This is a genomic window from Actinoplanes sp. NPDC051513, from assembly GCF_044454685.1.
Lineage (GTDB): Bacteria > Actinomycetota > Actinomycetes > Mycobacteriales > Micromonosporaceae > Actinoplanes.
Map to the genome: position 1 here is coordinate 24,480 of NZ_JBITDW010000033.1, position 23,916 is coordinate 48,395.

A 23,916-nucleotide genomic window follows, 5' to 3' on the forward strand; every position below is an offset into this window, starting at 1 on the left:
TCTGCCTGCAACGTCTGAAACGTTTCATGAGATGGTGAAGGCCGGCGATGACCAACCCCGCAGTGCGTGAGCTTCTGGAGCGCAGCAATCGGCTCGGCGCCGATCCGCGCAACACCAACTACGCCGGGGGCAACACCTCGGCCAAGGGCAGCGAGACCGATCCGGTCACCGGCGAGCCCACCGAGCTGCTCTGGGTCAAGGGCTCGGGCGGCGACCTCGGCACGCTCACCGAGAAGGGCCTGGCCGTCCTGCGGCTCGACCGGCTGCGGGCGCTCAGCGGCGTCTACCCCGGCGTCGAGCGCGAGGACGAGATGGTCGCGGCCTTCGACTTCTGCCTGCACGGGCGGGGTGGCGCGGCGCCGAGCATCGACACCGCCATGCACGGTCTCGTCGACGTCGCGCACGTCGATCACCTGCACCCCGACTCGGGCATCGCGATCGCCACCGCCGCCGACGGTCCCGCGCTCACCAAGGAGATCTTCGGCGACCGGGTGCTCTGGGTGCCGTGGCGCCGGCCCGGTTTCCAGCTCGGCCTCGACATCGCCGCCGTCCAGCGCGCGAACCCGCAGGCGATCGGCGTGATCCTCGGCGGGCACGGCGTCACCGCCTGGGGCGCCACCAGCGCCGAGAGCGAAGCCAACTCGCTCGAGATCATCAACACCGCCGCGGCCTATCTGGAGGCGCACGGCCGTCCGGCGCCGTTCGGCCCGGCGGTTCATCAAACCCTGACCGCTTCCGTACGTCGTGAGCGCGCGGCCGCGCTGTTCCCCGTGCTTCGCGGTCTCGCGTCCACCGACCGTCCTCAGGTGGGGCACTACACCGACGCCGACGTCGTCCTCGACTTCGTCAACTCCTCGCGGATGCCGGAACTGGCCGCGCTGGGCACCTCCTGCCCCGACCACTTCCTGCGCACCAAGGTCAAGCCGCTGGTCGTCGACACCGCGCCGGACGCGCCCCTCGACGAGGTGGTGGCCCGGGTCAAGGAGCTGCACGAGACGTACCGCGAGGACTATCGCGGCTACTACGAGCGGCACGCCACCCCCGACTCGCCGGCGATGCGCGGGGCCGACCCGGCGATCGTGCTGGTCCCCGGCGTGGGCATGTTCTCGTTCGGCGCCAACAAGCAGACCGCGCGGGTGGCCGGCGAGTTCTATGTCAACGCGATCAACGTGATGCGCGGGGCCGAGTCGGTGTCGACGTACGCGCCGATCGACGAGAGCGAGAAGTTCCGCATCGAGTACTGGGCCCTGGAGGAGGCGAAGCTCCAGCGGATGCCGAAGCCGAAGCCGCTCGCCACCCGGGTCGCGTACGTGACCGGCGGCGGGTCGGGGATCGGGCGGGCGATCGCGCTGCGGCTCGCGGCCGAGGGCGCTTGTGTGATCGTGGCCGACCGCGACTTCTCCGCCGCGTCGTCGGTTGCCGGCGAGATCGGCGGCGCCGATGTGGCGATCGCCGTGCAGGCCGACGTGACCAGCGCCGACGCCATCGTCGCATCGCTGCGGGACGCGGTGCTGGCGTTCGGCGGGGTCGACCTGGTGGTCAACAACGCCGGGCTGTCGATCTCGAAGCCGCTGCTCGAGACCACCGAGGCCGACTGGGACCTGCAGCACGACGTGATGGCCAAGGGCTCGTTCCTGGTGTCCCGCGAGGCGGCCCGGGTGATGATCCCGCAGGGCATGGGCGGCGACGTCATCTACATCAGCAGCAAGAACTCGATCTTCGCGGGGCCGAACAACGTCGCGTACGGGGCGACGAAGGCCGACCAGGCGCATCAGGTACGGCTGCTGGCCGCGGAGCTCGGCGCCCACGGCGTACGCGTCAACGGCATCAACCCCGACGGCGTCGTGCGCGGCTCCGGGATCTTCGCGGGCGGCTGGGGCGCGAAGCGTGCCGCGGTCTACGGCGTGCCGGAGGAGAAGCTGGGCGAGTACTACGCGCAGCGGACGCTGCTCAAGCGGGAGGTGCTGCCCGAGCACGTGGCGAACGCGGTGTTCGCGCTGACCGGGGGCGACCTCACCCACACCACCGGCCTGCACATCCCGGTCGACGCGGGTGTCGCGGCCGCGTTCCTCAGATGACTGGGCCTGCGATGACCATGCCTTCCGAACCGAGGCCATTTGCCGCGGTCGATCTTGGCGCGTCCAGTGGGCGTGTCATGGTCGGCCGGGTCGGGGCGGGCTCGGTCTCGCTCACGGAGGCGCATCGGTTCGCGAACGAGCCGGTGAACGCGGGCGGGACGCTGCACTGGGACATCCTCGGGCTGTATCGCGGGGTGCTCGAGGGGCTGCGGGCCGCGGGGCCGGTGGACAGCATCGGGATCGACTCGTGGGCCGTCGACTACGGACTGCTCGACGCCTCGGGGGCGCTGCTCGGCAACCCGGTGCACTACCGGGACGGGCGGACGGACGGGGTTCCCTCGCGGGTGGCCTCGGTGGTGACGGACGAGCGGCTGTACGAGATCACCGGGCTGCAGAAGCTGCCGTTCAACACGATCTACCAGTTGGTTTCCGCGGTGGGGACGCCGCAGTACGAGGCGGCCCAGCAGGTGCTGCTCATCCCGGATCTGCTGGCCTATTGGCTGACCGGGGAGTTGGGGGCCGAGTACACCAACGCCTCCACCACCGAGCTGCTCGATGTGCGTACGCGGGATTGGTCGTTGCCGTTGATCTCATCGGTCGGGCTGCGGGCGTCGTTGTTCCCGCGGGTGCGGCAGCCCGGGTCGACGATCGGGCTTCATGGGGAGACTCCGGTGGTGGCGGTGGGGTCGCACGACACCGCCTCGGCCGTGGTGGGGGTGCCCGCCGCCTCCGCCGATTTCGCCTACATCTCGTGCGGGACCTGGTCGTTGGTGGGGCTCGAGCTGCCGGGGCCGGTGCTCAGCGAGGCTTCCCGGCTGGCGAACTTCACCAACGAGGGTGGGGTCGACGGGACCGTCCGCTATCTGCGCAACGTGATGGGGCTTTGGCCGCTTCAGGAATGCATGCGGGAGTGGGGCTCGCCGGATATCTCGGACCTGCTGCGCGCGGCCTCGCGGGAGGCGGCGCTTCGGCACGTCGTCGACCTCGACCTGCCGATTTTCCTGCCGCCGGGGGATATGTGCGGACGGGTCACCTCGGCGGCGGGGCTGCCGCGGGACGCCGCGCCGGCGGTGGTGGCCAGGTGCATTGTGGACAGTCTCGCGCTGGCGCAGTGGCGGGCCGTCGAGCAGGCGCAGGAGCTGGCCGGGCGGTCGGTGGACGCGGTGCACATCGTCGGCGGCGGGGCGCGGAACGCGTTGCTGTGTCAGCTGACCGCGGATGCCTGCGGGCTGCCGGTGCTGGCCGGGCCGGTGGAAGCCACGGCGCTCGGGAACGTGCTGGTGCAGGCGCGTGCGGCCGGGGTGGTCGACGGGGATCTGGCGGCGCTGCGGGCGGTGTTGCGCGAGACCCAGCAGATCGTGCGGTATGAGCCCAGCGGCGATCGGGCGGAGTGGCGGGCGGCGGCCAAGCGGATCGCCTGAGTTCTCGTCGGATCGGATGTGATGAGCGATGCGAATCGCGTTGTTCGCGACGTGCCTGGCCGACACGATGTTCCCGGCCGCGGCCAAGGCGACCGTGCTGCTGCTGGAACGGCTCGGCCACGAGGTCGTGTTCCCGGTGGAGCAGACGTGCTGCGGTCAGATGCACATCAACACGGGCTATCAGAAAGACGCGTTGCCGCTGGTCCGGCGTCATGTCCAGACCTTCGAGCCGTACGACGTGGTCGTCGCCCCCTCCGGCAGCTGCGTGGGCTCGGTCCGTCACCAGCACGCCATGGTCGCGGCGGGGGATTCCCGGCTCGCGGCCCGGGCCGCCGCGGTCGCCTCGCGGACGTATGAGTTGTCCGAGCTCCTGGTAGATGTGCTCGGCGTCGAGGATGTCGGGGCGTACTTCCCGCATCGGGTGACCTATCACCCGACCTGCCACTCGCTGCGCGTGCTCCGCGTCGGCGACAAGCCGCTGCGGCTGCTGCGCAACGTGCGCGGGCTCGACCTGGTCGAGCTGCCGGCGGCCGAGCAGTGCTGCGGCTTCGGCGGCACCTTCTCGATGAAGAACGCGGACACGTCGACGGCGATGCTGGCCGACAAGATGCGCCACGTGCTCGACACGGGCGCCGACGTGTGCACGGCCGGGGACGCCTCCTGCCTGATGCACATCGGGGGCGGGCTGTCCCGGCTCCGTACGGGCGTCCGCACGGTTCATCTCGCCGAGATCCTGGCTTCCATGGAGGCGTCATGACGTTCCTCGGCATGCCGGCTCGCGCGCCGCGTGGCGTCGGCCATCTGCGGGGGGACGAGCCGTTCCCGCGGGCCGCGCGCGAGGCGCTGGGCAATGCGCAGCTGCGCCGCAATCTCCAGCACGCGACGACGACGATCCGCGGGAAGTCGGGCCGGGTCATCGCCGAGCTGCCCGACTGGGAGGAGCTGCGGGCGGCGGGGGCGGCGCTCAAGGCGTACACGATGGCGCATTTGCCGTTGCTCCTGGAACAGCTCGAAGAGAAGGTGACCGCCGCGGGTGGGGTCGTGCACTGGGCGACCGACGCCAACGAGGCCAACCGGATCGTCACCGACCTCGTGCGGCAGACCGGCGAGCGGCGGGTCATCAAGGTCAAGTCGATGGCCACCCAGGAGATCGGGCTGAACGAGGCGCTCGAGGCCGCCGGGATCACGCCGGTCGAGACCGATCTGGCCGAGCTGATCGTGCAGCTCGGCGACGACAAGCCCAGCCACATCCTGGTGCCGGCGATTCACCGCAACCGGTCCGAGATCCGCGAGATCTTCCTGAACGCCATGCCCGGCGTCGACCACGGCCTGACCGACGATCCGCCTGCGCTGGCGGGCGCGGCCCGCAAGTACCTGCGCGAGACGTTCCTGAACACGCGGGTCGCGATCTCGGGGGCGAACTTCGCGATCGCCGACACGGGGACGCTGGCGGTGGTCGAGTCGGAGGGCAACGGTCGGATGTGTCTCACCCTGCCCGACACGCTGATCACCGTGATGGGCATCGAGAAGCTGGTGCCGACCTGGCAAGACCTCGAAGTCTTCCTGCAGCTGCTGCCGCGGGCGTCGACGGGCGAGCGGATGAACCCGTACACGTCGATGTGGCGCGGGGTGACGCCGGGCGACGGGCCGCAGAGCTTCCACCTGGTGCTGCTCGACAACGGCCGCACCGCGGTCCTCGCCGACGAGGTGGGGCGGCAGGCGCTGCACTGCATCCGGTGCTCGGCCTGCCTCAACGTGTGCCCGGTCTACGAGCGGACGGGCGGGCACGCGTACGGGTCGGTGTACCCGGGCCCGATCGGCGCGGTGCTGTCGCCGCAACTCACCGGGGTGGCCGACAACCCGACGCTGCCGTACGCGTCGTCGCTGTGCGGGGCCTGCTTCGACGCCTGCCCCGTGAAGATCGATATCCCGTCGATCCTCGTGCACCTGCGGAATCAAGCGCCGCACCCGCGGTCGGAGGCGGCGGTGATGGCGGCCGCCGCGTACACGATGGACCGTCCTCGCCTTTACACGTCGGCGCAGCGGGCGGCGAAGCTCGCCCGGATCGCCGGGCGACGGGGACGAGGGCTGCCGCCGCCGCTCAACGGCTGGTCGGCGAGCCGTGATCTGCCGGCTCCGCCTTCGCAGACCTTCCGTGATTGGTGGCGGTCGCGGTGAGCTCGAAGGACGTGATCCTCGGCCGGATCCGGGCGGCGCTGGGCTCCGGCGCCGAGGCGCCTGTGGTACCGCGGGACTATCGGCGTGGCGAGGCGAGAGTAGACCTCGACCTGCTGGTCGAGCGCCTCACCGACTACAAGGCCGTCGTGCATCGGGCCTCGACGGTCCGCGACGCCGTTGCGGAAATTTTGCCCACCGGGACCGTGGTCGTGCCGCCCGGCTTGCCGTCCTCGTGGATCCCGGACGGACTCGAGGCCGTGGCCGACGACGGGCTGGACGCTTCCCGGATCGCGGCGGCCGACGGCGTGGTGACCGCGGCGGCGGTGGCCGTCGTCGAGACCGGGACCATCGTGCTGGACGCGTCCGACGACCAGGGCCGGCGGATCATCACGCTCCTGCCCGACCTGCACATCTGCGTGCTGCGGCCTTCGCAGGTCGTGGCGTCGGTGCCCGAGGCGCTGGCCCGGCTCGATCCCACGCGGCCGCTCACCTGGATCAGCGGGCCCTCGGCCACCAGCGACATCGAGCTCAACCGCGTCGAGGGGGTGCACGGACCCCGCAATCTGCACGTGATCCTGACTTCCGTCGGGTCTGAGTAGCCTGAAATGCCGAGTGCGGCCGGTGATCGGTCGGAATAGCCTGTCCTCCCGCACCCGGTGAGCGAAGGACACGAATGCGACGCAGCAGGCTGGCTCCGACCGTCGCCCTCGTCGTCACCGCGGCGGTCGTGGTGCCCGCGGTGGTGAACGTCCTGACCGGACTGCTGACCCCGGAATGGTCGCTCCGCTGGGGTCTGCTGCTGGGCGGCGTCCTCGTCGCCGGCGTCGTCGTGCTGGTCTATTTCGAGCACTACCGCGCGAGACCGGCCGGCCCGGAAGTCGCCGGGCCGATCAAGCGGGTGGCGATCAGCTCGGCGGGCGACGACACCATGCAACTCTTCGCGGTGACCGAGAACGGCTCGATCCTGGAACGGCAGTACCGCCAGCGTCGCGGCTGGGGCGCGTGGACGGATGTCAGCGTGCCGGGCCAGCCCGGGTACGACGTCGCCGCGACGGCGCCGGCACACGGGCGGGTCGACCTGCTCGTCGCCGACCGCGCCGGCGGGCTGTGGGTCCGGCGTCGTGACCGGCAGGGCTGGCGCGAGTGGGACACGATCGACGGTTCCACCCGGCTCGGCCCGATCATCGCGGTCGACATCGTGCACACGGGAACCAGCCGGCTCGAGCTCTACGCGGTGGGCGAGGGCTACCGGCTGGGACACCGCTGGCGACGCGACGGTTTCCCCTGGTCCGAGTGGTACGACCAGACCCGGATCAACTCGCGGGACGTCGCCCTCACCTATCGGCAGGGAAAGCCTCAATGCGCGGTCGTCGACCTCGACAAGCGGGTGTGGTTCCGCGGCGACAAGGAGTGGCTCGATCTCGGCAGGCCGCCGACCGGCTCGGCGCCCGTTGCCATCAGCTCCCTCCGCGGGTCGTCCGGGCATCAGGAGGTGTTCGTCGTGAGCGAGTCGGGCGAGGTCAGCCATCGCTGGAAGTGGCACGACGATCCGTGGTCCGAGTGGTATCCCATGCCCTCGCCCGACGGTGTCCTGGTCGACATCGCCGCCGGGACGACGAGCGACGGCCGGCTCGAGATCGTCGGCGTCGATGACCACGGTGGACTGTGGCAGCGCTCGTTCGGCGAGAAGGTGGAATGGTCGGACTGGCGGCGGGTCGACGCGGCCGTGTACGGCGCCGCCGGCCGTAAGCTGGCGCCGTGACGACCTCACCGGTACCGATGCCCCCGTCCGATCACGAGCGCGAGCGGGCCGCCGAGCTGCTGCAGCGTGCCTGCGGCGAGGGGCGGCTGACGCTCGAGGAGTTCGGGGTGCGGGTCGGCGCGGTCTGGGCCGCCGAGAGCTCGCAGGAGATCGAGCGGGCCACCGCCGACCTCGCGCCCACGCCGATCGTCGGGTCGGCGGAAACCGTCGACAGCGTCACCACCATCTTCAGCGAGAGCAAGCGGCGCGGGCGGTGGCGGCTCAAGTCGCCGCGGGTGTGGCTGCGCACGTTCTTCGGCTCGACCGAGCTCGACCTGCGCGAGGTGGTCACCAGCCAGAGCACCATCGAGATCGCCGGGCTCTGCCTGTTCGGCCAGGTCACCGTCATCGTGCCCGAGGGCGTCGAGGTCGACCTCACCGGCGCGGTGGTGTTCAGCAATCACAGCCTGCACCTGGCGCCGGTGCCCCGGGTGCCGGGCACGCCCGAGGTGCGGGTCGACATCGCCACCTGGTTCGGGCAGGTGCAGGTGGTCAGCAAGCCGTACTCACTGACCGATTGAGACCCACACCTCGTCGAGCGCGCCCTGGAACTGGTCGTTGTTGTCGAACGAGCCCTTGCCGCCGACGCTGAGCGGGATGCGGTTGCGCACCGAGAGATCCGCCGGGATCGTGATGCCGCCCCGGCGCTTGCCGTCGACCAGGATCGTCAGGTTGCTGCCGGCCCGGCGGCATTCGAGGGTGTGCCAGCGGCCGTCGGCCACGCTCACCGAGCTCAGCGCCAGGTGGATGGTGCGCCGCTTGTCGTCGACCATCACACAACTGGGCCGGCCCTCGCCGCCGTCGACCTGCAGCTTGTACTGGCTTCCCTCGGCCGAGTAGCCCTTCTGCAGCACGTTCTCGCCCTTGCTCGTCTCGTCGGCGGCGAGCCGAACCGATGCGCCCCAGCGGATCGCTCGCCGGCCGGGGTCGAGGTCGTCGACCGGCACGGCTTGCAGCGCGATCCGCGGGCATGGCTCGTCGTGGCAGGGCTCCGGGAAGACCAGCGCGCTGCCTTTGCCGCGGGGGACCGTGGCGTACAGGCCGCCGTGCCGGCTCACCGGGGTCAGGTCGTGCCCGTGCCCGGTGACGTCGGTCAGCGGCGCCCGGCCGTCGAAGTTGTAGAAGGCCACGTGGTTCGAGACCGTCGACGCGTGCGCGGACGGCCCGGCGACGCCGGCGAGGGCCAGCGCCACGCCGAAGAGAACGGCGCGCCGCATCAGCCGAAGGAGGCGAAGCGCCTCTGGGACCGGCCGCCGATCGTGGTGAAGTCGCCGCCGGCCGCCACCGTCCCCTGTGCTCGGTCGACCGCGATCGTGCGGACCCCGATGATGCCGTTGGCCTGCGGCGCCCAGCCGGCGAGCGCGCCGTCGCCGCCCACCGCGGCCAGCTTGACCCGGGAGACCGAGCCGTCGCTGCAGGTGCCGTGCGCGCCGGTGGCGCCGCTGGTGCAGGCCCGGTCGAAGTGCCCGCCGACGTACGCGGTCCCGTCCAGCACCGCGATGGCCTGGACGTCCCCGTCGAAGGTTCGCGTCCATCGTGTACGCCCGGCGTCGGTGAAGGCCGCCGCCCGGCCGCCCGGCCCGCCCATCGCGGCGTAGACGCCGTTGCCGTCGACCGCGATCGAGTAGACCACCGCCGGGGGCGACGGCCGGAAGCCACGGTCCAGCTCACCGCTGACGGCGTCGACCGCGGAGAGCCGCGGCGTGGAGCTCACGTCGTCGGTGCGGTGGAAGCTGCCGCCCAGATAGACCTTGGAGCCGCGGTGGGCGAGCGAGTAGACGGTGTTGTCCGCGGTCGGCGTCCAGCCGTCGTCGAGCGCGCCGGTGGTCAGCGAGAAAGCGGCGAGCCGCTGCCGTTCCCGCCGGTCGACCCGGCTGATCGTCCCGCCGAGGTAGAGCCGGCCGTTGCCGACCGCGAGAGCCCGCGGGCTGCCGTCGATGCCGTGTGCGAACGTGCCCACCGCGCCGGTCCTGGCGTCGAGCCGGGCCAGCGAGTCGCGGGCCTGGCCGGAGACGTGGCCGAAGTCGCCGGCCGCGTAGACGGACGGGCCGGAGACGGCGAGCGCGCGGACCGTGTCGTCGGCGCGCGGATGCCAGTCGAGCAGGGCGCCGGTGCGCGCGTCGAAGGCGGCGAGCCGCTCCCGGGAGACGCTGCGCCCGCCGACGGTGGTGCTGGTGAAGGAGCCGCCGACGTACACGGTGCCGCCGCGATACGCGATGGCGTACACCGAGCCGTTGAACGACGGCGTGACGCGCGCGGTCGTGCCGACCGCCGCGCCGGCGGGCTGCGCCACGGCGCAGACCGCGATGGCCGCGGCGCCGGTGACGGCGGCACGGCGCACATGCTGTGAGATACGCACGCCGGGCTAACGCGCGTCCCCCACGGCAGGATGCGACTTGGGGCCGGGGTCGAAGCGGTAGCCCATCCCCGGTTCGGTCGACGACGAGAACGCGAGGGTTCATGCGGGGGTTCCGGCCGGCAGGGAAAGAACCATGGTGAGACCTCCGCCCGGGGTGGCCGTGGGCGTGAGCGTGCCGCCCATCGCCTCGGTCAGGCCCCGGGACAGCGCCAGCCCGAGGCCGACGCCGGTGTGGTTGTCGTGATCGCCGAGCCGCTGGAACGGGAGGAAGACGTCGTCCCAGCGGTCCTCGGGAATGCCCGGCCCGTGGTCGATGACGCGGAGTTCGACGACTTCGCCGAGGGTGCTTCCGGTGACCATCGGGGGCCGGCCGGGCGGGCTGTACCGCAGCGCGTTGCCGATGACGTTGACCAGGATGCGCTCGAGCAGCCCGGGGTCGGCGCGGACGGCGGGCAGGTCGGCCGGTAGCCGGGTGGCCACGGTGCCCCCGAGGTCGTCGAGCGCGCGCGGCACGATCTCCTCGAGCCCGATGTCGATCGTGGTCATGCCGAGCGCGCCGGCCTGCAGGCGGCTCATGTCGAGCAGGTTCGACACCAGGCGGTCGAGCCGGTCGAGCGAGACGTTCGCGGTCTCCAGCAGCTCCCGGCGATCGTCGGCGTCGAAGTGCACCTCCTCACTGAGCAGGCCGGCGACCGCCGCCTTGGCCGACGCCAACGGCGTACGCAGGTCGTGGCTGACCGCGGCGAGCAGGGCCGTCCGCATGCGATCGGCCTCGGCCAGCGGCTTGGCCGCGGCCGCCTCGGCGCTGAGCCGTTCCTGCTTGAGCGCCAGCGCCGCCTGCGCGGCGAAGGCCTCGACGATCCGCCGATCCGACGCCTCGAGCGGGTGGCCACGCAGCAGCAGCGTGTGCTCGTCGTCCACCTTGACCTCGGCGTCGGCATCCTGCGCGTCGGTGCACGGATCGCCCACGCAGGCCGTGACCGCGCCGTTTTCGAGCAGCGTCACCGAGTCGAGCCCGAACGTCTCGCGCAGCCTTTCGAGCAGCCGCTCGCCACGGATGACGCCGCCGGCGATGGTGAACAGCGTCTGCGCCTCGGCGGAGGCCCGTGCGGCCTGCCGCGTCTTGCGGGCCGCGGTGTCCACCACCCAGCTCACCGCGAGCGCCACCACCACAAAGATGGCCAGTGCCAGCAGGTTGTCCCGCTCGGCGATCGTGAACTTGCCGAGCGGCGGAGTGAAGAACCAGTTCAGCAGCAGCGAGCCGGCGAACGCGGCGAGCAGCGCCGGCCCGAGGCCGCCGACCAGGGCGATGCCGACCACGGCGGCGAGAAAGATCAGCAGGTCGTTGGTGAGGTCGATCGGGGGAGCGAAGCGCAGCGCCGCGGTCAGCGCGGGCAGGCCGAGCAGCACGAGCAGGAAGCCGGCGATGCGCCGCTTGCGGGACAGCGCGGGCGGCAGCCTCCGCAGGGAGACGCTGCGGGCACGCTCATGGGTCACGAGGTGCACGTCGATCGTGCCGGACATGGCCGTGACGGTCACCCCGACGCCGGACGAGAGGAGCTGGGCGAACCGGCCACGGCTGCTCGCCCCGAGCACGATCTGCGTGGCGTTCACCCCGCTCGCGAAGTCGAGCAGCGCCTGCGGCACGTCCGACCCCACCACCTGGTGATAGGTCCCGCCGAGGCTCTCCACCAAAACCCGCTGCTTGGCCAGCGCCGCGGGGTCGGCGCCGGCCAGGCCGTCGTTTCTTGCGACATGTACGGCCAGCAGATCCGCACCTTTGTTCCGCGCCGCGATCCGCGCGGCCCGCCGGATCAGCGTCCCGCCTTCGGGCCCGCCGGTCAGCGCCACCACCACCCGTTCCCGGGTCTCCCAGGTCGCGTCGATCCGGTGGTCCGCGCGGTACTTGTCGAGCTGGTCGTCGACCTTGTCGGCCAGCCACAGCAGCGCCAGCTCCCGCAGCGCGGTGAGGTTGCCGGTGCGGAAGTAGTTCCCGAGCGCCGCGTCGATCTTCTCGGGCAGGTAGATGTTGCCGTGCGCCATCCGCCGGCGCAGCGCCTCCGGCGTCATGTCGACGAGCTCGACCTGCTCGGCTTTTCTTGCGACGGCATCGGGAACCGTCTCCCGTTGCTCGACCCCGGTGATCTGGGCGACCACGTCGTTGAGCGACTCCAGATGCTGCACGTTGACCGTGGTCAGCACGCTGATCCCGGCGTCGAGCAGTTCCTGGACGTCCTGCCAGCGCTTGGCGTGGTGCGAGCCCGGCACGTTGGTGTGCGCGAGCTCGTCGACCACCGCCACATCGGGCTTGCGGGCCAGCACGGCGTCGAGATCCATCTCCTCGAGCTCGACGCCGCGATAGCCGATCCGCTTGCGCGGGACGACCTCGAGATCACCGATCATGGCCGCGGTGTGCTTGCGCCCGTGCGTCTCGATCAGCGCCACGACCACGTCGGTGCCGCGCTCGGCCCGGCGGTGCGCCTCCTCGAGCATGGTGTAGGTCTTGCCGACACCCGGCGCCGCGCCCAGATAGATGCGAAGTTCCCCGCGCGCCATGTCAGTTGCCGTCGAGGGCCATGTTGAGCTCCAGCACGTTGACCGCGGGCTCGCCCATGAAGCCGAGCGCCCGTCCGTCAGTGTGCTCCTCGATCAGCTTGTGCACCTGGTCGAGGCTCAGGCCTCTTTCTCGCGCGATGCGGGGGGCCTGGAGGTTCGCGTACGCCGGGGAGATGTCCGGGTCGAGGCCCGAAGCGCTCGCGGTGACCGCGTCGGAGGGGACGACCGGCTTGGCCGGCGCGTTTCCGCGGATCGGCGTGATCACGCCGCCCTCGGCGACGTAGTCCTCGCCGTTCCTGGCCGGCTCGACCGTGACGCCCTTGTAGGTGGCGATGAAGGGTGTGCCGGTCTGGTTCACCGAGACCACCCGGGTGATCGGGCCGGTCAGCCCGTCGCGGAAGAAGACCGCGAGGACCGCCCCGACGCCGTCCGGGGTGCAGTAGGGCCGGCTGCCGTCGACGCCCTCGAGCCGGCCGATCGCCAGGCTGCGCGAGCAGACCTGGGTCAGCAGGCTCGGCGACGCGTCGTCCGGATTGTCGGAGAGGGTGTCGACCACGCTCTCCGGGCCGAGGTTGCTGGCCGAGGTGGCGGTCGGGTCGTACCCGTCGCCGGCCGCGGACGGCCGGCTCTGGAAGTACTTCTCGACCGGGTTGCCGTCGGCGTCGGTGAACGCTTGTCCGATGATCTTGCTGCCATGGGCCACGATCTGCCCATTCGCCTTGTCGGACAGGCCGGGAATCTTCCCGACGGCGACGAAGGCGAGCGGGTAGGCGAGTCCGAGCAGGACGGTCATGACGAGCAGCGCGCGCAGCGCCGCTACATGCTGGGAAAGCCACAGAGGGAGTCGCATCTCAGATCCCTGGAATGAACTGAACGAGCAGGTCGATGAGCTTGATGCCGAGGAACGGCGCGATCACGCCGCCCAGGCCGTAGATCCACAGGTTGCGGCGCAGCAGCGCGCTCGCGCTCGACGGCCGGTACCGCACACCGCGCAGGGCGAGCGGGATCAGCGCGACGATGACCAGCGCGTTGAAGATGACCGCGGAGAGGATCGCCGAGCCCGGCGAGTGCAGCCGCATCACGTTCAGCGTGTCGAGGCCGGGATACACCGCCGCGAACATCGCCGGGATGATCGCGAAGTACTTGGCGATGTCGTTGGTGATCGAGAACGTGGTCAGCGCGCCGCGCGTGATCAGCAACTGCTTGCCGATCTCGACGATCTCGATCAGCTTGGTCGGGTCGGAGTCGAGGTCGACCATGTTGCCGGCCTCCTTGGCGGCTGACGTGCCGGTGTTCATGGCCACGCCGACGTCCGCCTGGGCCAGCGCCGGCGCGTCGTTGGTGCCGTCGCCGGTCATCGCGACCAGCCGGCCGCCCTCCTGCTCCTTGCGGATGTAGGCGAGCTTGTCTTCCGGCGTGGCCTCGGCGAGGAAGTCGTCGACGCCGGCCTCGTCCGCGATCGCCTTCGCGGTGCGCGGGTTGTCGCCGGTGATCATCACGGTGCGGATGCCCATCTTGCGCATCTCGTCGAAGCGCGCCCGCATGCCGGACTTCACCACGTCCTTGAGGTGGATGACGCCCAGGACCTGGTCGTTCTCGGCGACCACCAGCGGCGTGCCGCCGGAGGCGCTGATCCCGTCGACGATCTCTCCGACCTGCTCGGTCGGGTGACCGCCCTGCTCGCGCACCCACTTCATGACCGCGGTGGCCGCGCCCTTGCGGATCCTTCGCTCGCCGATGTCGACGCCGCTCATCCGGGTCTGCGCGGTGAACGGCACGAACGTCGCGCCGGTCATCAGACCCGGCTCGCGCTCGCGCAGGCCGTACTCGTTCTTGGCGAGCACCACCACCGAGCGCCCCTCGGGCGTCTCGTCGGCGAAGCTGGACAGTTGCGCGGCGTCGGCGAGGGTCTTCGGGTCGACACCACCCACGGGTACGAACTCGGAAGCCTGCCGGTTTCCGAGCGTGATCGTGCCCGTCTTGTCGAGCAGCAGGGTGCTCACGTCGCCGGCCGCCTCGACGGCGCGGCCCGACATGGCCAGCACGTTGCGCTGCACGAGGCGGTCCATGCCCGCGATGCCGATCGCGCTCAGCAGCGCGCCGATCGTGGTCGGGATCAGACAGACGATCAGCGAGACCAGCACGATGCCGGTGACGCCGTGCTGGTTGATCGCGAGGGTGTCCGGCGCCGCCGCGTTGTACGCCTTCGAGAAGATGGCCAGCGGCTGGAGCGTCACCACCGACAGCAGGAAGATGATCGTGAGCGCGGCGAGCAGGATGTTCAGCGCGATCTCGTTCGGCGTCTTCTGCCGGTTGGCGCCCTCGACCAGCGCGATCATCCGGTCGATGAAGCTCTCGCCCGGCTTCTGGGTGATCTTGATGACGATCCGGTCGGAGAGCACCTTGGTGCCGCCGGTGACCGCCGAGCGGTCGCCGCCGGACTCCCGGATGACCGGGGCCGACTCGCCGGTGATCGCCGACTCGTCGACGCTGGCGATGCCCTCGATGACGTCGCCGTCACCGGGGATGATGTCGCCGGCCTCGGCCACCACGATGTCGCCCTGCTTGAGCTCGGGCGCCGGGACCGCGACCTCGCGGCCGTCCTTGAGCAGCCGCGCGACGGCGTCCTGCTTGGCGGCGCGCAGCGCGGCGGCCTGCGCCTTGCCGCGGCCCTCGGCGACCGCCTCGGCCAGGTTGGCGAAGACGACCGTGAGCCACAGCCAGACGACGATCGTCCAGGCGAACACGCTCGGGTCGACGATGGACAGCACGGTGGTGAAGACCGCGCCGACCTCGACGATGAACATGACCGGGTTGCGCCACAGGGTGCGTGGGTCGAGCTTGACCAGCGCGCTCGGCAGCGACTTCCACAGCTGCTGGGGGTCGAGCAGGCCGCCCTTGACGGCCGACGGCTTCGACTGGGACGAGGGGGATGCCGGCTTTTCGGCTAGCACCGTCATGACAGGCCTTCCGCAATGGGTCCGAGAGCGAGAGAGGGGAGGAAGGTCAGGGCGACGAGCACGACGGTGACGCCGACGACCATTCCGACGAAGAGCGGTTTGTGGGTGGGCAGCGTGCCCTCTGATTCGGGCACCGGCTTCTGCCGGGCGAGCGAGCCGGCCAGGGCCAGCACGAGGACGAGCGGCAGGAAGCGGCCGACCAGCATGGCCAGGCCGAGCGCGGTGTCCCACCACGGCGTGTTGACCGTGATGCCGCCGAAGGCCGAGCCGTTGTTGTTGGCGGCGCTGGTGAACGCGTACAGGACCTCGGAGAGGCCGTGCGGCCCGATGTTCAACGCGGTCGAGTTGTTGCCGGTGGCGAACGCCGCCGCGGCGCCGGTCAGCACCAGGGCCGGTGTCACCAGGAAGTACAGCGAGGCGAGCTTCATCTCCCGGGCGCCGATCTTCTTGCCCAGGTATTCGGGCGTGCGCCCGACCATGAGTCCGGCCACGAAGACCGTGATCGTCGCGAGGATGAGCAGGCCGTAGAGGCCGGAGCCGACGCCACCGGGCGCGACCTCGCCGAGCATCATGTTGATCATCGGCATCATGCCGCCGAAGGCCGTGTACGAGTCGTGGAACGAGTCGACCGCGCCGGTCGAGGTCAGCGTCGTCGACGCGGCGAAGGTGGCCGAGTTCGGTATGCCGAACCGGACGTCCTTGCCCTCCATGGCCGCGGCCGCCGCCTGTGGCACCGTGCCGGCGCCATGCACCTCGAAGCCCACGGTCAGCGCGATGCTGGCGATGGCGAGCACCGCCATGACCGCGACGATCGCGTAGCCCTGCCGGTTCTGCCCGACCATCCGGCCGAACACCCGGGGCAGGCTGAACGGGATCAGGAAGATCAGGAAGATCTGCAGCCAGTTCGTCCAGGCCGTCGGGTTCTCGAACGGGTGCGCCGAGTTGACGTTGTAGAAGCCGCCGCCGTTGGTGCCGAGCTCCTTGATCGCCTCCTGGCTGGCCACCGGGCCGCCGGTGATGTGCTGGGTGGCGCCGGTCAGCGTGGTCACGTCGGTGCCGCCGGAGAGGTTCTGCACCATCCCGGCGATCATGAAGACCAGCGTTGCCAGTACGCAGATCGGCAGCAGGACGCGCAGCGTGATCCGGGTGAGGTCCACCCAGAAGTTGCCGAGCGTGTGTGCTTTTCGTGCCGCAAAGCCCCTGATCAAAGCGACGGCCACGGCGATGCCGACGCTCGCCGACACGAAGTTCTGCACCGCGAGGCCGGCCATCTGCACCAGGTGACCCATGGTCGACTCGCCGGAGTACGCCTGCCAGTTGGTGTTGGTGACGAAGCTGACCGCGGTGTTCCAGGCGATGTGCGTGGGCACGCCGGAGAAGCCGAGCGACAGCCACAGCTTGTCCTGGATGCGCAGGAACAAGTAGAGGAAGAGGATCGAGACCGCCGAGAAGGCGAGCACGCTGCGGGCGTACACGCCCCAGGTCTGCTCGGTGCTCGCGTCGACCCCGACCAGCTTGTAGATGCCGCGCTCGACGACGTTGTGCTTTTTGTGCGCGACGACCCGGTACATGTAGTCACCGAAGGGCCGGTGGACCGCGATCAGCGCGATTGCCAGCGTGATGACGAAAAGCCAGCTGTCCCGCCCAGACCAGAACTGCGACAAGAGGGCCATGTCAGAACTTCTCCGGGAAGAGCAGTGCGGCCACCATGAAGGCGGTCAGCAGGACGGCGACGATGCCACCGATGAGATTGACGGCGCTCACGAGCGTTCCACCGCCCGGATCAGCACGGTGAGCGCTGCGAACAGCACCACCGTGAGCCCGACGAACAGCAGATCGGCCACGGGACTCGACTCCTAGGAAGGGGGTTTCGGTTCTGGCAGACCGAGCGAATCTCGACCGGGCCCGACCGGACAGGGGTGTTAATGCCATGCATACGAGCGCCCCGTCTTTTTTCACGCGGTTTTGACGCGCGACCTCTCTGCCTTGCGCCCCAGGGGTGAAACCATCGCCCGGTGACCGTCACAGAGTTCCGGAATTGGCTGCTCTCCGGGCTGAATGAATCAGCGCAGTATCATCAGGGCCCGCACGGTGAGCCTGCCCACGCCGACGGCAAACCCCACTCCTGGTGGAAGGTCATGTGCCTCACCGGCGTGGACTACTTCTCGACGCTCGGGTATCAACCGGGCATCGCCGCGCTCGCCGCCGGCGTGCTCTCGCCGATCGCGACGCTCGTGTTGGTGCTGGTCACACTTCTGGGGGCGCTGCCCGTCTACCGCCGGGTGGCGGCCGACAGCCCCAACGGCGAGGGCTCGATCGCGATGCTGGTCAAGCTGCTCTCCTTCTGGAAGGGCAAGCTTTTCGTCCTGGTTCTGCTCGGCTTCGCGGCCACCGATTTCATCATCACGATCACGTTGTCGGCCGCCGACGCGACCGCGCACATCGACGAGAACCCTTTCCTCCCGGACGGCTTCCGGGGCCATGAGGTAATCGTCACATTGTTGCTTGTAGCACTTCTCGGCGCCGTTTTCCTCAAGGGCTTCACCGAGGCGATCGGCATAGCGGTCGGGCTTGTCGGCGTCTATCTGGCGTTGAATGTCGTGGTGGTCGGCGACGGGCTGTGGCGGGTGATCACCCACCCGCAGGCGGTCGGCGACTGGACCACGGCGCTCACCACCCAGCACGGCAACCCGCTGCTCGTGGTCGGCATCGCCCTGCTCGTCTTCCCCAAGCTCGCGCTCGGCCTGTCCGGCTTCGAGACCGGGGTGGCGGTCATGCCGCATATCAAGGGCGACCTGCCGGCCCGCATCCGCGGCGCGAAGCAGCTGCTCACCACCGCCGCCGGGATCATGAGCGTCTTCCTCATCACCAGCAGCCTGGTCACCACCGTGCTGATTCCGCAGCAGGAGTTCGAGCCCGGAGGCGAGGCGAACGGCCGCGCCCTCGCCTACCTCGCCCACCAGAACCTGGGCAGCGTCTTCGGCACCGTCTACGACGTCGCCACCATCGCCATCCTCTGGTTCGCCGGCGCCTCGGCCATGGCCGGGCTGCTCAACCTCGTCCCGCGCTACCTGCCCAAATTCGGCATGGCGCCGTCGTGGGCCCGCGCGGTGCGGCCGATGGTCCTGGTGTTCACGGGGACGGCGTTCCTCATCACCTGGATCTTCGAAGCCGATGTGGACGCTCAGGGCGGCGCGTATGCCACCGGCGTGCTCGTGCTGATCACCTCGGCCGCGACGGCCGTGACCCTCTCGGCCCACCGTCGCCGGCAGAAAGGCCGGCGGATCGCCTTCGCGATCATCGCGTTGATCTTCGCCTACACCACTATCGCGAACGTCGCCGAGCGGCCGGACGGCGTGAAGATCGCAGCCTGCTTCATCGGCGGGATCCTGCTGGTCTCGCTGCTCAGCCGGATCTACCGGGCGTTCGAGCTGCGGGTCACGCACATCGACGCCGACGAGGTCACGCTCGGCTTCCTGCGTGAATGCGGCCGGCGGCAGATCCGGCTGGTCGCCAACGAGCCCGACCGGCGCGACGCCCGCGAGTACAGCGACAAGATCGCGCAGATCCTCGCCGACAACGACATGGCCGACGACCGCGATGTGATCTTCGTCGAGGTGACCGTCACGGACGCTTCCGACTTCGAGACCGAACTGCACGTACGCGGCGAGGTCATGCACCACCGCTACCGCGTGCTCAGCCTGGCCAGCTCGTCGGTGCCGAGCGCGCTCGCGGCGCTGCTGCTCTGGATCAGGGACACCACCCATCGGCGGCCGCACATCTACTTCGAGTGGACCGAGGGCAACCCGGTCGCCAACGTCGTCCGATACCTGATCTTCGGGCAGGGCGAGGTGGCACCGGTGACCCGCGAGATCCTCCGCCGGGCCGAGCCCGACCGGCAACGGCGCCCGCATGTGCATGTCGGCTGACGACTGACCGGTCGGGCGGCAACGGGTGTTGACGGAGCTTTGACAGAAGTCTTCCGTGGGTGCGCGCCGGTTGTAATGTGCTGGTGCGCGACTCATATCGATCTTCATGAAAGACGTCGGCCGTGACGACAGGCGCGCTGCGATTTGGCGACCCGGTACTGCTAGGTGGATACGAATTGCTGGCTCGCCTCGGCGAGGGCGGCATGGGCACCGTTTACCTCGCCCGGGGTCGCGACGGCCGGGCGGTTGCCATAAAAGTCATCAAACCGGAAAATTCGCGCGACCCTGAATACCGCGCACGGTTCCGCAGCGAGGTGGAACGGGCCCGGCGGGTGCCGCCGTTCTGCACCGCCGAGGTGCTCGACGCCGACCCCGATCATGAGACCCCCTACCTCGTCGTCGAGTTCGTGGACGGCCCGAGCCTCGCCGACGTGGTCCGCGACCAGGGGCCGCTGACCGCGGCGAACGTCCACGGCGTGGCGATCGGGGTGGCCACCGCGCTGGTCGCCATCCACGGCGCCGGCATCATCCACCGTGATCTCAAGCCGGCCAACGTGCTGTTCGCGCTGGGTACGCCCAAGGTCATCGACTTCGGTATCGCGCAGCCGACCGAGCCGACCAGCCAGCACACGCGACCCGATCATGTCGTCGGCACGATCGCGTACATGGCGCCGGAGCGCTTCGACACCGACCGGCGCCGGCCGCTGACGCCGGCGTCCGACGTGTTCGCGTGGGGCGTCGTCGTCACGTACGCGGCGACCGGCCACCTCCCGTTCGCGGGCGACTCGCCGGTGGCGACCGTGGGGCAGATCCTCATCCAGCCGCCCGACCTCGACGGCCTGACCGGCGGGCTGCGGGAGCTGGTGGCATCGGCGCTCGAGAAGGACCCGGCGCGGCGGCCGTCGGCGGCCGAGCTGCTCGATCGCCTGTTGATCGCCGAGCCGGTCGATCCGGAGGTCCGCCGGGCCGCGCACGCGGCCCGCGACCGGCTGCGGTCGCGTCGCGCCACGCGGCGGGTGGTCCGGGTGGTCGCGGCGGCGTGCGTGCTGGCGCTGGCCGCCGGCGTCCCGGCCGCGATCGCGATGCGCCAGCGGACGGCGGACCGGGCGGAGGCGGCGGCCGCCCGGCAGGTGGCACGCACGGCCGTGGCGGACAACCTGGTGACGAAGTCCCGGGACACACGTCGCATCGACCCGGGGTTGTCGCTGCGGATGGCGACCACGGCGGTGGGCCTGACCCCGGACGAAGCCACCAGGGCCAACCTGACCGACGCGATCACGGCCGGATATCTCGGCGAGATCCCGGCGCGTCAGCCGATCTCGGTGGCGCGGTACCGGGCGGACGGGAAGGCCGTCGCGCTGGCGGGCACCGACGGGACGCTGACGCTCTGGGCGGGCGCGACTCTCGCCGGCACAGTGAACAGCGGCGACGACCTCATCGGCGACGTGGCGTTCAGCCCGGACGGGCGAACCCTCGCGACGATCGGGAAACGGCTGCAGCTCTGGGACGTGCACGACCTGGGCGCGCCGCGTCCGCTGTACTCCGTCGCCGCCGAGCGCGGTGACGGGCGGCTGGTCGAGTTCGCCGGCCCGGGACGGCTGATCTCGAGCGCGGGCGCGGGCTTCGCCATGTGGGACGTCCGGGATCCGCGCCATCCCCGGCGCCTGTGGCGGGTGACCGGGCCGGGCGAGTTCGCCGGATCCGTGGCCGTGAACGCCGCGCACGGGCTCTACCTGCTGGAGACCGGCAACGACATCACCGTCTACTCGGGCGCCGGGCCGGCCAAGCCCCGCGTGATCTCGCACTACGACAAGCCGGGCCCGGTCAAGGACATCGCGATCAACCCGGCCGGCACGATCGTCGCGATCGCCCTCGAGTCCCAGGACAACCCGGTGTGGCTCTACGACCTGACCGACCGCGCCGAACCGCGCCGGCTCGTCTACCCGCCCGACGCCACACACGCCGCCAAGGTCGCCTTCGCGCCGGACGGCGGCCTGCTGGCCGCCGTGGACGACGACAAGCACGTGACGCTGTGGGACGTCCGGAACCCGTCGACGCCGATCTTGACCGGCACGCGCGACGGCAACGGCGACACGGTGACCTCGGCGGCCTTCGCGCCCGACGGCCGCACCCTGCTCACCACGAGCCTCGGCGTCGCGCACACCGCGATGTTATGGCGCGCCACACCCGCCCTCGCGCCGCTCAAGATCTCCTCGATCCGGCCGTCCGAGGCGGTCGCCTCGCTGGATGTGTCGGCGAACGACATCCTGGCGGCCGGGACGTCGAGATGGGACATCGCCGATCCCGTGCATCCACGCGCCATCGTCGGGCCGGAAGCGGCAACTCCGGGCGACGTGGTCGGTCTCGACCGCGCCGCCGGGCTCGCCGTCGCCGACTCCGGCAACACGCTCGCCCTCTACTCCATCGCGGCCGGCCGGGCGCCTCGCAAGATCTCCGCGATCGCGGTGCCGCAACCGATCAGCGCGACGTTCGTCCCCGGACGCAGCGAACTGGTGGTGATGTCCATCGGGGCCGGTCACAACGAATCCATCGCGCTGTGGGATCTGCGCGACCCGGCCCACCCGCGCCAGGTCGCCGCCCACCGGTACCCGGGCTTCGGAAGCGGCTCCGCCGTCAGCATCGACGGGGGCACGGTCGCGTACTGGACCACCAACGGCGTACGCGTCTGGCAGCCCGGCACCGGTGCCGACTCGATCCTGGTCTCCGAGGTGTCGCGTCGCGCGCTGAGCGGAAGCACCCGGATCGAGGGGGCGTCGTTCTCGCCGGACGGGTCGATGCTCGCGCTGAGCACGCCCGAGCGGGTGGAGCTGTGGAGCGTTCCGTCGACCGGTCAGGCGGCCCTGCTCGCCGTGCTCCGCGGGCACTTCGACGGGGTCGGGATCAGCCGCACCCGGCCGATCCTAGCGACCGGCGATGGCACGTACGTGAATCTCTGGAACCTCGACCGCACGCTCGCGACGCTGCACGACCCGGTGCCGGAGGCCTGCCGCCTCGGCGGCGGTCTCACCCCGGCCGACTGGCCGAGCTACGTCAAGGACCTCCCGTACGCGCAGGTCTGCTGACCGGCATCGCGGCCCTGCTCGGTCGCGGACAGCGACTGATGCGGCGCGCTGTGCACTAATATTGGCCGCGGTGTGCCGGGAAGCCTGGTCGGCGTTTCCGTTGCCGACCCCTGGAGGCGCCCGTGACCGCCCCACGCCTGTTCGCCCATGGCACCCGCCGCGAGCTCGGCCGCATCGCCGCGATCCTGCGCACCGAGACCACCGGCGGGCTGCTGATGCTCGCCGCCGCGGTGCTCGCGCTGGTCTGGGCCAACTCACCCTGGTCGGCGTCGTATCACGAGATCTCGGCGATCCGGATCGGGCCGCACGCACTGCACCTCGACCTGACGCTGGCGGCCTGGTCGGCCGACGGGCTGCTGGCGATCTTCTTCTTCGTGGCCGGGCTCGAGCTCAAGCGCGAATTCGTCGTCGGCGACCTGCGTGACCCCCGCCGTGCCGCGCTGCCGGTCGCGGCCGCCGTGGGTGGCATGGCCGTGCCCGCGCTGATCTTCACGGTGATCAACATGGTCGCCCCCGGCGGCGCGCCCCGTGGCTGGGCCGTGCCGACCGCGACCGACATCGCCTTCGCCCTGGCCGTCCTCGCCGTGATCAGCAGAAACCTGCCGGCCGCGCTGCGTACCTTCCTGCTGACCCTCGCGGTCGTCGACGACCTGCTCGCCATCGTGATCATCGCCGTCTTCTACACCACCTCGCTGCACCTGATCCCGCTGCTGCTGGCGCTGTTGCCGCTGGCCGCCTTCGCGGTGCTCGCGCGGCGCAAGGCGGCCGCCTGGTGGCTGCTCCTCCCGCTCGCCGCGGCGACGTGGGCACTGGTGCACGCCTCGGGGGTGCACGCCACGGTCGCCGGGGTGCTGCTGGCCTTCAGCGTGCCGGTCGGCGTCGGCGAGCGCTTCGAGCACTGGTTGCGGCCCATCTCGGCCGGCGTGGCGGTGCCGGTCTTCGCGTTCTTCGCGGCCGGCGTGACGATCTCCGGCGGCCTCGGCGCGAGCCTGCGCGACGCCGTCACGATCGGGGTCGTGGCCGGCCTGGTCGCCGGCAAGGCCATCGGCATCACCGGCGCCACCTGGCTCGTGCAAAGGTTCACCCGGGCCGAGCTCGCGAAGGAGCTCGACTGGTGGGACGTCGTCGGGCTGGCCACGCTCGGCGGGGTGGGCTTCACGGTGTCGCTGCTCATCGGCGAGCTGGCCTTCGGCGCCGGCAGCGCCCGCGACCACGATTCCAAGATCGGCGTACTGCTGGGCTCGCTCATCGCGGCGACGCTCGCCGGCATCCTGCTCCGCGTCCGTGACCGGCACTACCGCCGCCTGTGCGAGGCCGAGGACCTGTCATAGCGCCGGCTGTGCGACGCCGAGGACCTGTCATAGTGCCGTCGACAAACGCCCGCCGGCCGCACCAAGGCCGTGAACGGCCCGCGCCTCCCGGGAGATGCGGCCGGCCAGCCGGGCCTCGTGTGGCTCGCCGCAGGTGCAGTCCGGGCCGTCGACGGTATCGGCGTCCAACGGATGTTGACGGACTTTTCTCAACCGAACGGCAACCGAGTCGATAAGCGTC

17 protein-coding genes are annotated in these 23,916 nt (G+C 70.7%); 10 read left to right on the forward strand and 7 right to left on the reverse strand.

The window, feature by feature from the left end; all coding sequences use genetic code 11:
• Positions 1–47: 47 nt before the first annotated feature.
• The 7 genes from ACIA5D_RS46775 to ACIA5D_RS46805 all read left to right on the forward strand — a co-directional run bounded on the left by ACIA5D_RS46775 (position 48) and on the right by ACIA5D_RS46805 (position 7,999).
• On the forward strand, positions 48–2,078 hold the full coding sequence (locus ACIA5D_RS46775; RefSeq protein WP_396037166.1) for a bifunctional aldolase/short-chain dehydrogenase: 2,031 nt from the start codon (positions 48–50) through the stop codon (positions 2,076–2,078).
• Between the two features lie 77 nt (positions 2,079–2,155).
• Complete coding sequence (locus ACIA5D_RS46780; protein ID WP_396037167.1) at positions 2,156–3,499, forward strand: rhamnulokinase family protein; 1,344 nt, start codon at positions 2,156–2,158, stop codon at positions 3,497–3,499.
• A 28-nt stretch (positions 3,500–3,527) separates the two neighbouring features.
• Positions 3,528–4,256: a (Fe-S)-binding protein gene (locus tag ACIA5D_RS46785; protein WP_396037168.1), complete on the forward strand. Its 729-nt coding sequence runs from the start codon at positions 3,528–3,530 to the stop codon at positions 4,254–4,256.
• Positions 4,253–5,677 carry a lactate utilization protein B gene (locus ACIA5D_RS46790; protein ID WP_396037169.1) on the forward strand — a complete coding sequence of 475 codons (1,425 nt, stop codon included), beginning with the start codon at positions 4,253–4,255 and terminating at the stop codon, positions 5,675–5,677. The genes ACIA5D_RS46785 and ACIA5D_RS46790 overlap by 4 nt, the downstream gene beginning before the upstream one ends.
• Complete coding sequence (locus tag ACIA5D_RS46795; protein ID WP_396037170.1) at positions 5,674–6,276, forward strand: lactate utilization protein C; 603 nt, start codon at positions 5,674–5,676, stop codon at positions 6,274–6,276. The genes ACIA5D_RS46790 and ACIA5D_RS46795 overlap by 4 nt, the downstream gene beginning before the upstream one ends.
• A 74-nt stretch (positions 6,277–6,350) precedes the next feature.
• Positions 6,351–7,439 carry a hypothetical protein gene (locus ACIA5D_RS46800; RefSeq protein WP_396037171.1) on the forward strand — a complete coding sequence of 363 codons (1,089 nt, stop codon included), beginning with the start codon at positions 6,351–6,353 and terminating at the stop codon, positions 7,437–7,439.
• Complete coding sequence (locus ACIA5D_RS46805; RefSeq protein WP_396037172.1) at positions 7,436–7,999, forward strand: DUF1707 domain-containing protein; 564 nt, start codon at positions 7,436–7,438, stop codon at positions 7,997–7,999. Before ACIA5D_RS46800 ends, ACIA5D_RS46805 begins: the two co-directional genes overlap by 4 nt.
• Here the strand turns inward: ACIA5D_RS46805 and ACIA5D_RS46810 are convergent.
• The 7 genes from ACIA5D_RS46810 to kdpF all read right to left on the reverse strand — a co-directional run bounded on the left by ACIA5D_RS46810 (position 7,985) and on the right by kdpF (position 17,117).
• Complete coding sequence (locus tag ACIA5D_RS46810) at positions 7,985–8,695, reverse strand: LamG-like jellyroll fold domain-containing protein (protein WP_396037173.1); 711 nt, start codon at positions 8,693–8,695, stop codon at positions 7,985–7,987. The genes ACIA5D_RS46805 and ACIA5D_RS46810 overlap by 15 nt on opposite strands.
• Positions 8,695–9,819, reverse strand: coding sequence for a hypothetical protein (locus ACIA5D_RS46815; RefSeq protein WP_396037174.1), 1,125 nt, complete (start codon positions 9,817–9,819; stop codon positions 8,695–8,697). The genes ACIA5D_RS46810 and ACIA5D_RS46815 overlap by 1 nt, the downstream gene beginning before the upstream one ends.
• Positions 9,820–9,936: 117 nt before the next feature.
• Positions 9,937–12,393 (reverse strand): DUF4118 domain-containing protein, encoded by a 2,457-nt coding sequence (locus ACIA5D_RS46820; protein WP_396037175.1) that lies wholly within the window; start codon positions 12,391–12,393, stop codon positions 9,937–9,939.
• Between the two features lies 1 nt (position 12,394).
• On the reverse strand, positions 12,395–13,243 hold the full coding sequence (locus tag ACIA5D_RS46825) for a potassium-transporting ATPase subunit C (protein WP_396037176.1): 849 nt from the start codon (positions 13,241–13,243) through the stop codon (positions 12,395–12,397).
• Position 13,244: 1 nt separating this feature from the next.
• On the reverse strand, positions 13,245–15,353 hold the full coding sequence (gene kdpB, locus ACIA5D_RS46830; RefSeq protein WP_396037177.1) for a potassium-transporting ATPase subunit KdpB: 2,109 nt from the start codon (positions 15,351–15,353) through the stop codon (positions 13,245–13,247).
• A complete protein-coding gene (gene kdpA, locus ACIA5D_RS46835; protein ID WP_396037178.1) occupies positions 15,350–17,026 on the reverse strand; it encodes a potassium-transporting ATPase subunit KdpA in 1,677 nt (558 codons plus the stop codon). Before kdpA ends, kdpB begins: the two co-directional genes overlap by 4 nt.
• 1 nt (position 17,027) lies before the next feature.
• Positions 17,028–17,117, reverse strand: coding sequence for a K(+)-transporting ATPase subunit F (gene kdpF / locus ACIA5D_RS46840; RefSeq protein ID WP_396037179.1), 90 nt, complete (start codon positions 17,115–17,117; stop codon positions 17,028–17,030).
• A 251-nt stretch (positions 17,118–17,368) separates the two neighbouring features.
• Here kdpF and ACIA5D_RS46845 point away from each other — a divergent pair, with 251 nt between their 5' ends.
• The 3 genes from ACIA5D_RS46845 to nhaA all read left to right on the forward strand — a co-directional run bounded on the left by ACIA5D_RS46845 (position 17,369) and on the right by nhaA (position 23,696).
• Positions 17,369–19,282 carry an amino acid transporter gene (locus ACIA5D_RS46845; RefSeq protein ID WP_396037180.1) on the forward strand — a complete coding sequence of 638 codons (1,914 nt, stop codon included), beginning with the start codon at positions 17,369–17,371 and terminating at the stop codon, positions 19,280–19,282.
• A 176-nt stretch (positions 19,283–19,458) separates the two neighbouring features.
• The gene (locus ACIA5D_RS46850) at positions 19,459–22,365 is read left to right on the forward strand and encodes a WD40 repeat domain-containing serine/threonine protein kinase (RefSeq protein ID WP_396037181.1); all 2,907 of its coding nucleotides are present in this window, start codon (positions 19,459–19,461) and stop codon (positions 22,363–22,365) included.
• A gap of 122 nt (positions 22,366–22,487) precedes the next feature.
• The gene (nhaA, locus tag ACIA5D_RS46855) at positions 22,488–23,696 is read left to right on the forward strand and encodes a Na+/H+ antiporter NhaA (RefSeq protein WP_396037182.1); all 1,209 of its coding nucleotides are present in this window, start codon (positions 22,488–22,490) and stop codon (positions 23,694–23,696) included.
• Positions 23,697–23,916 lie beyond the last annotated feature (220 nt).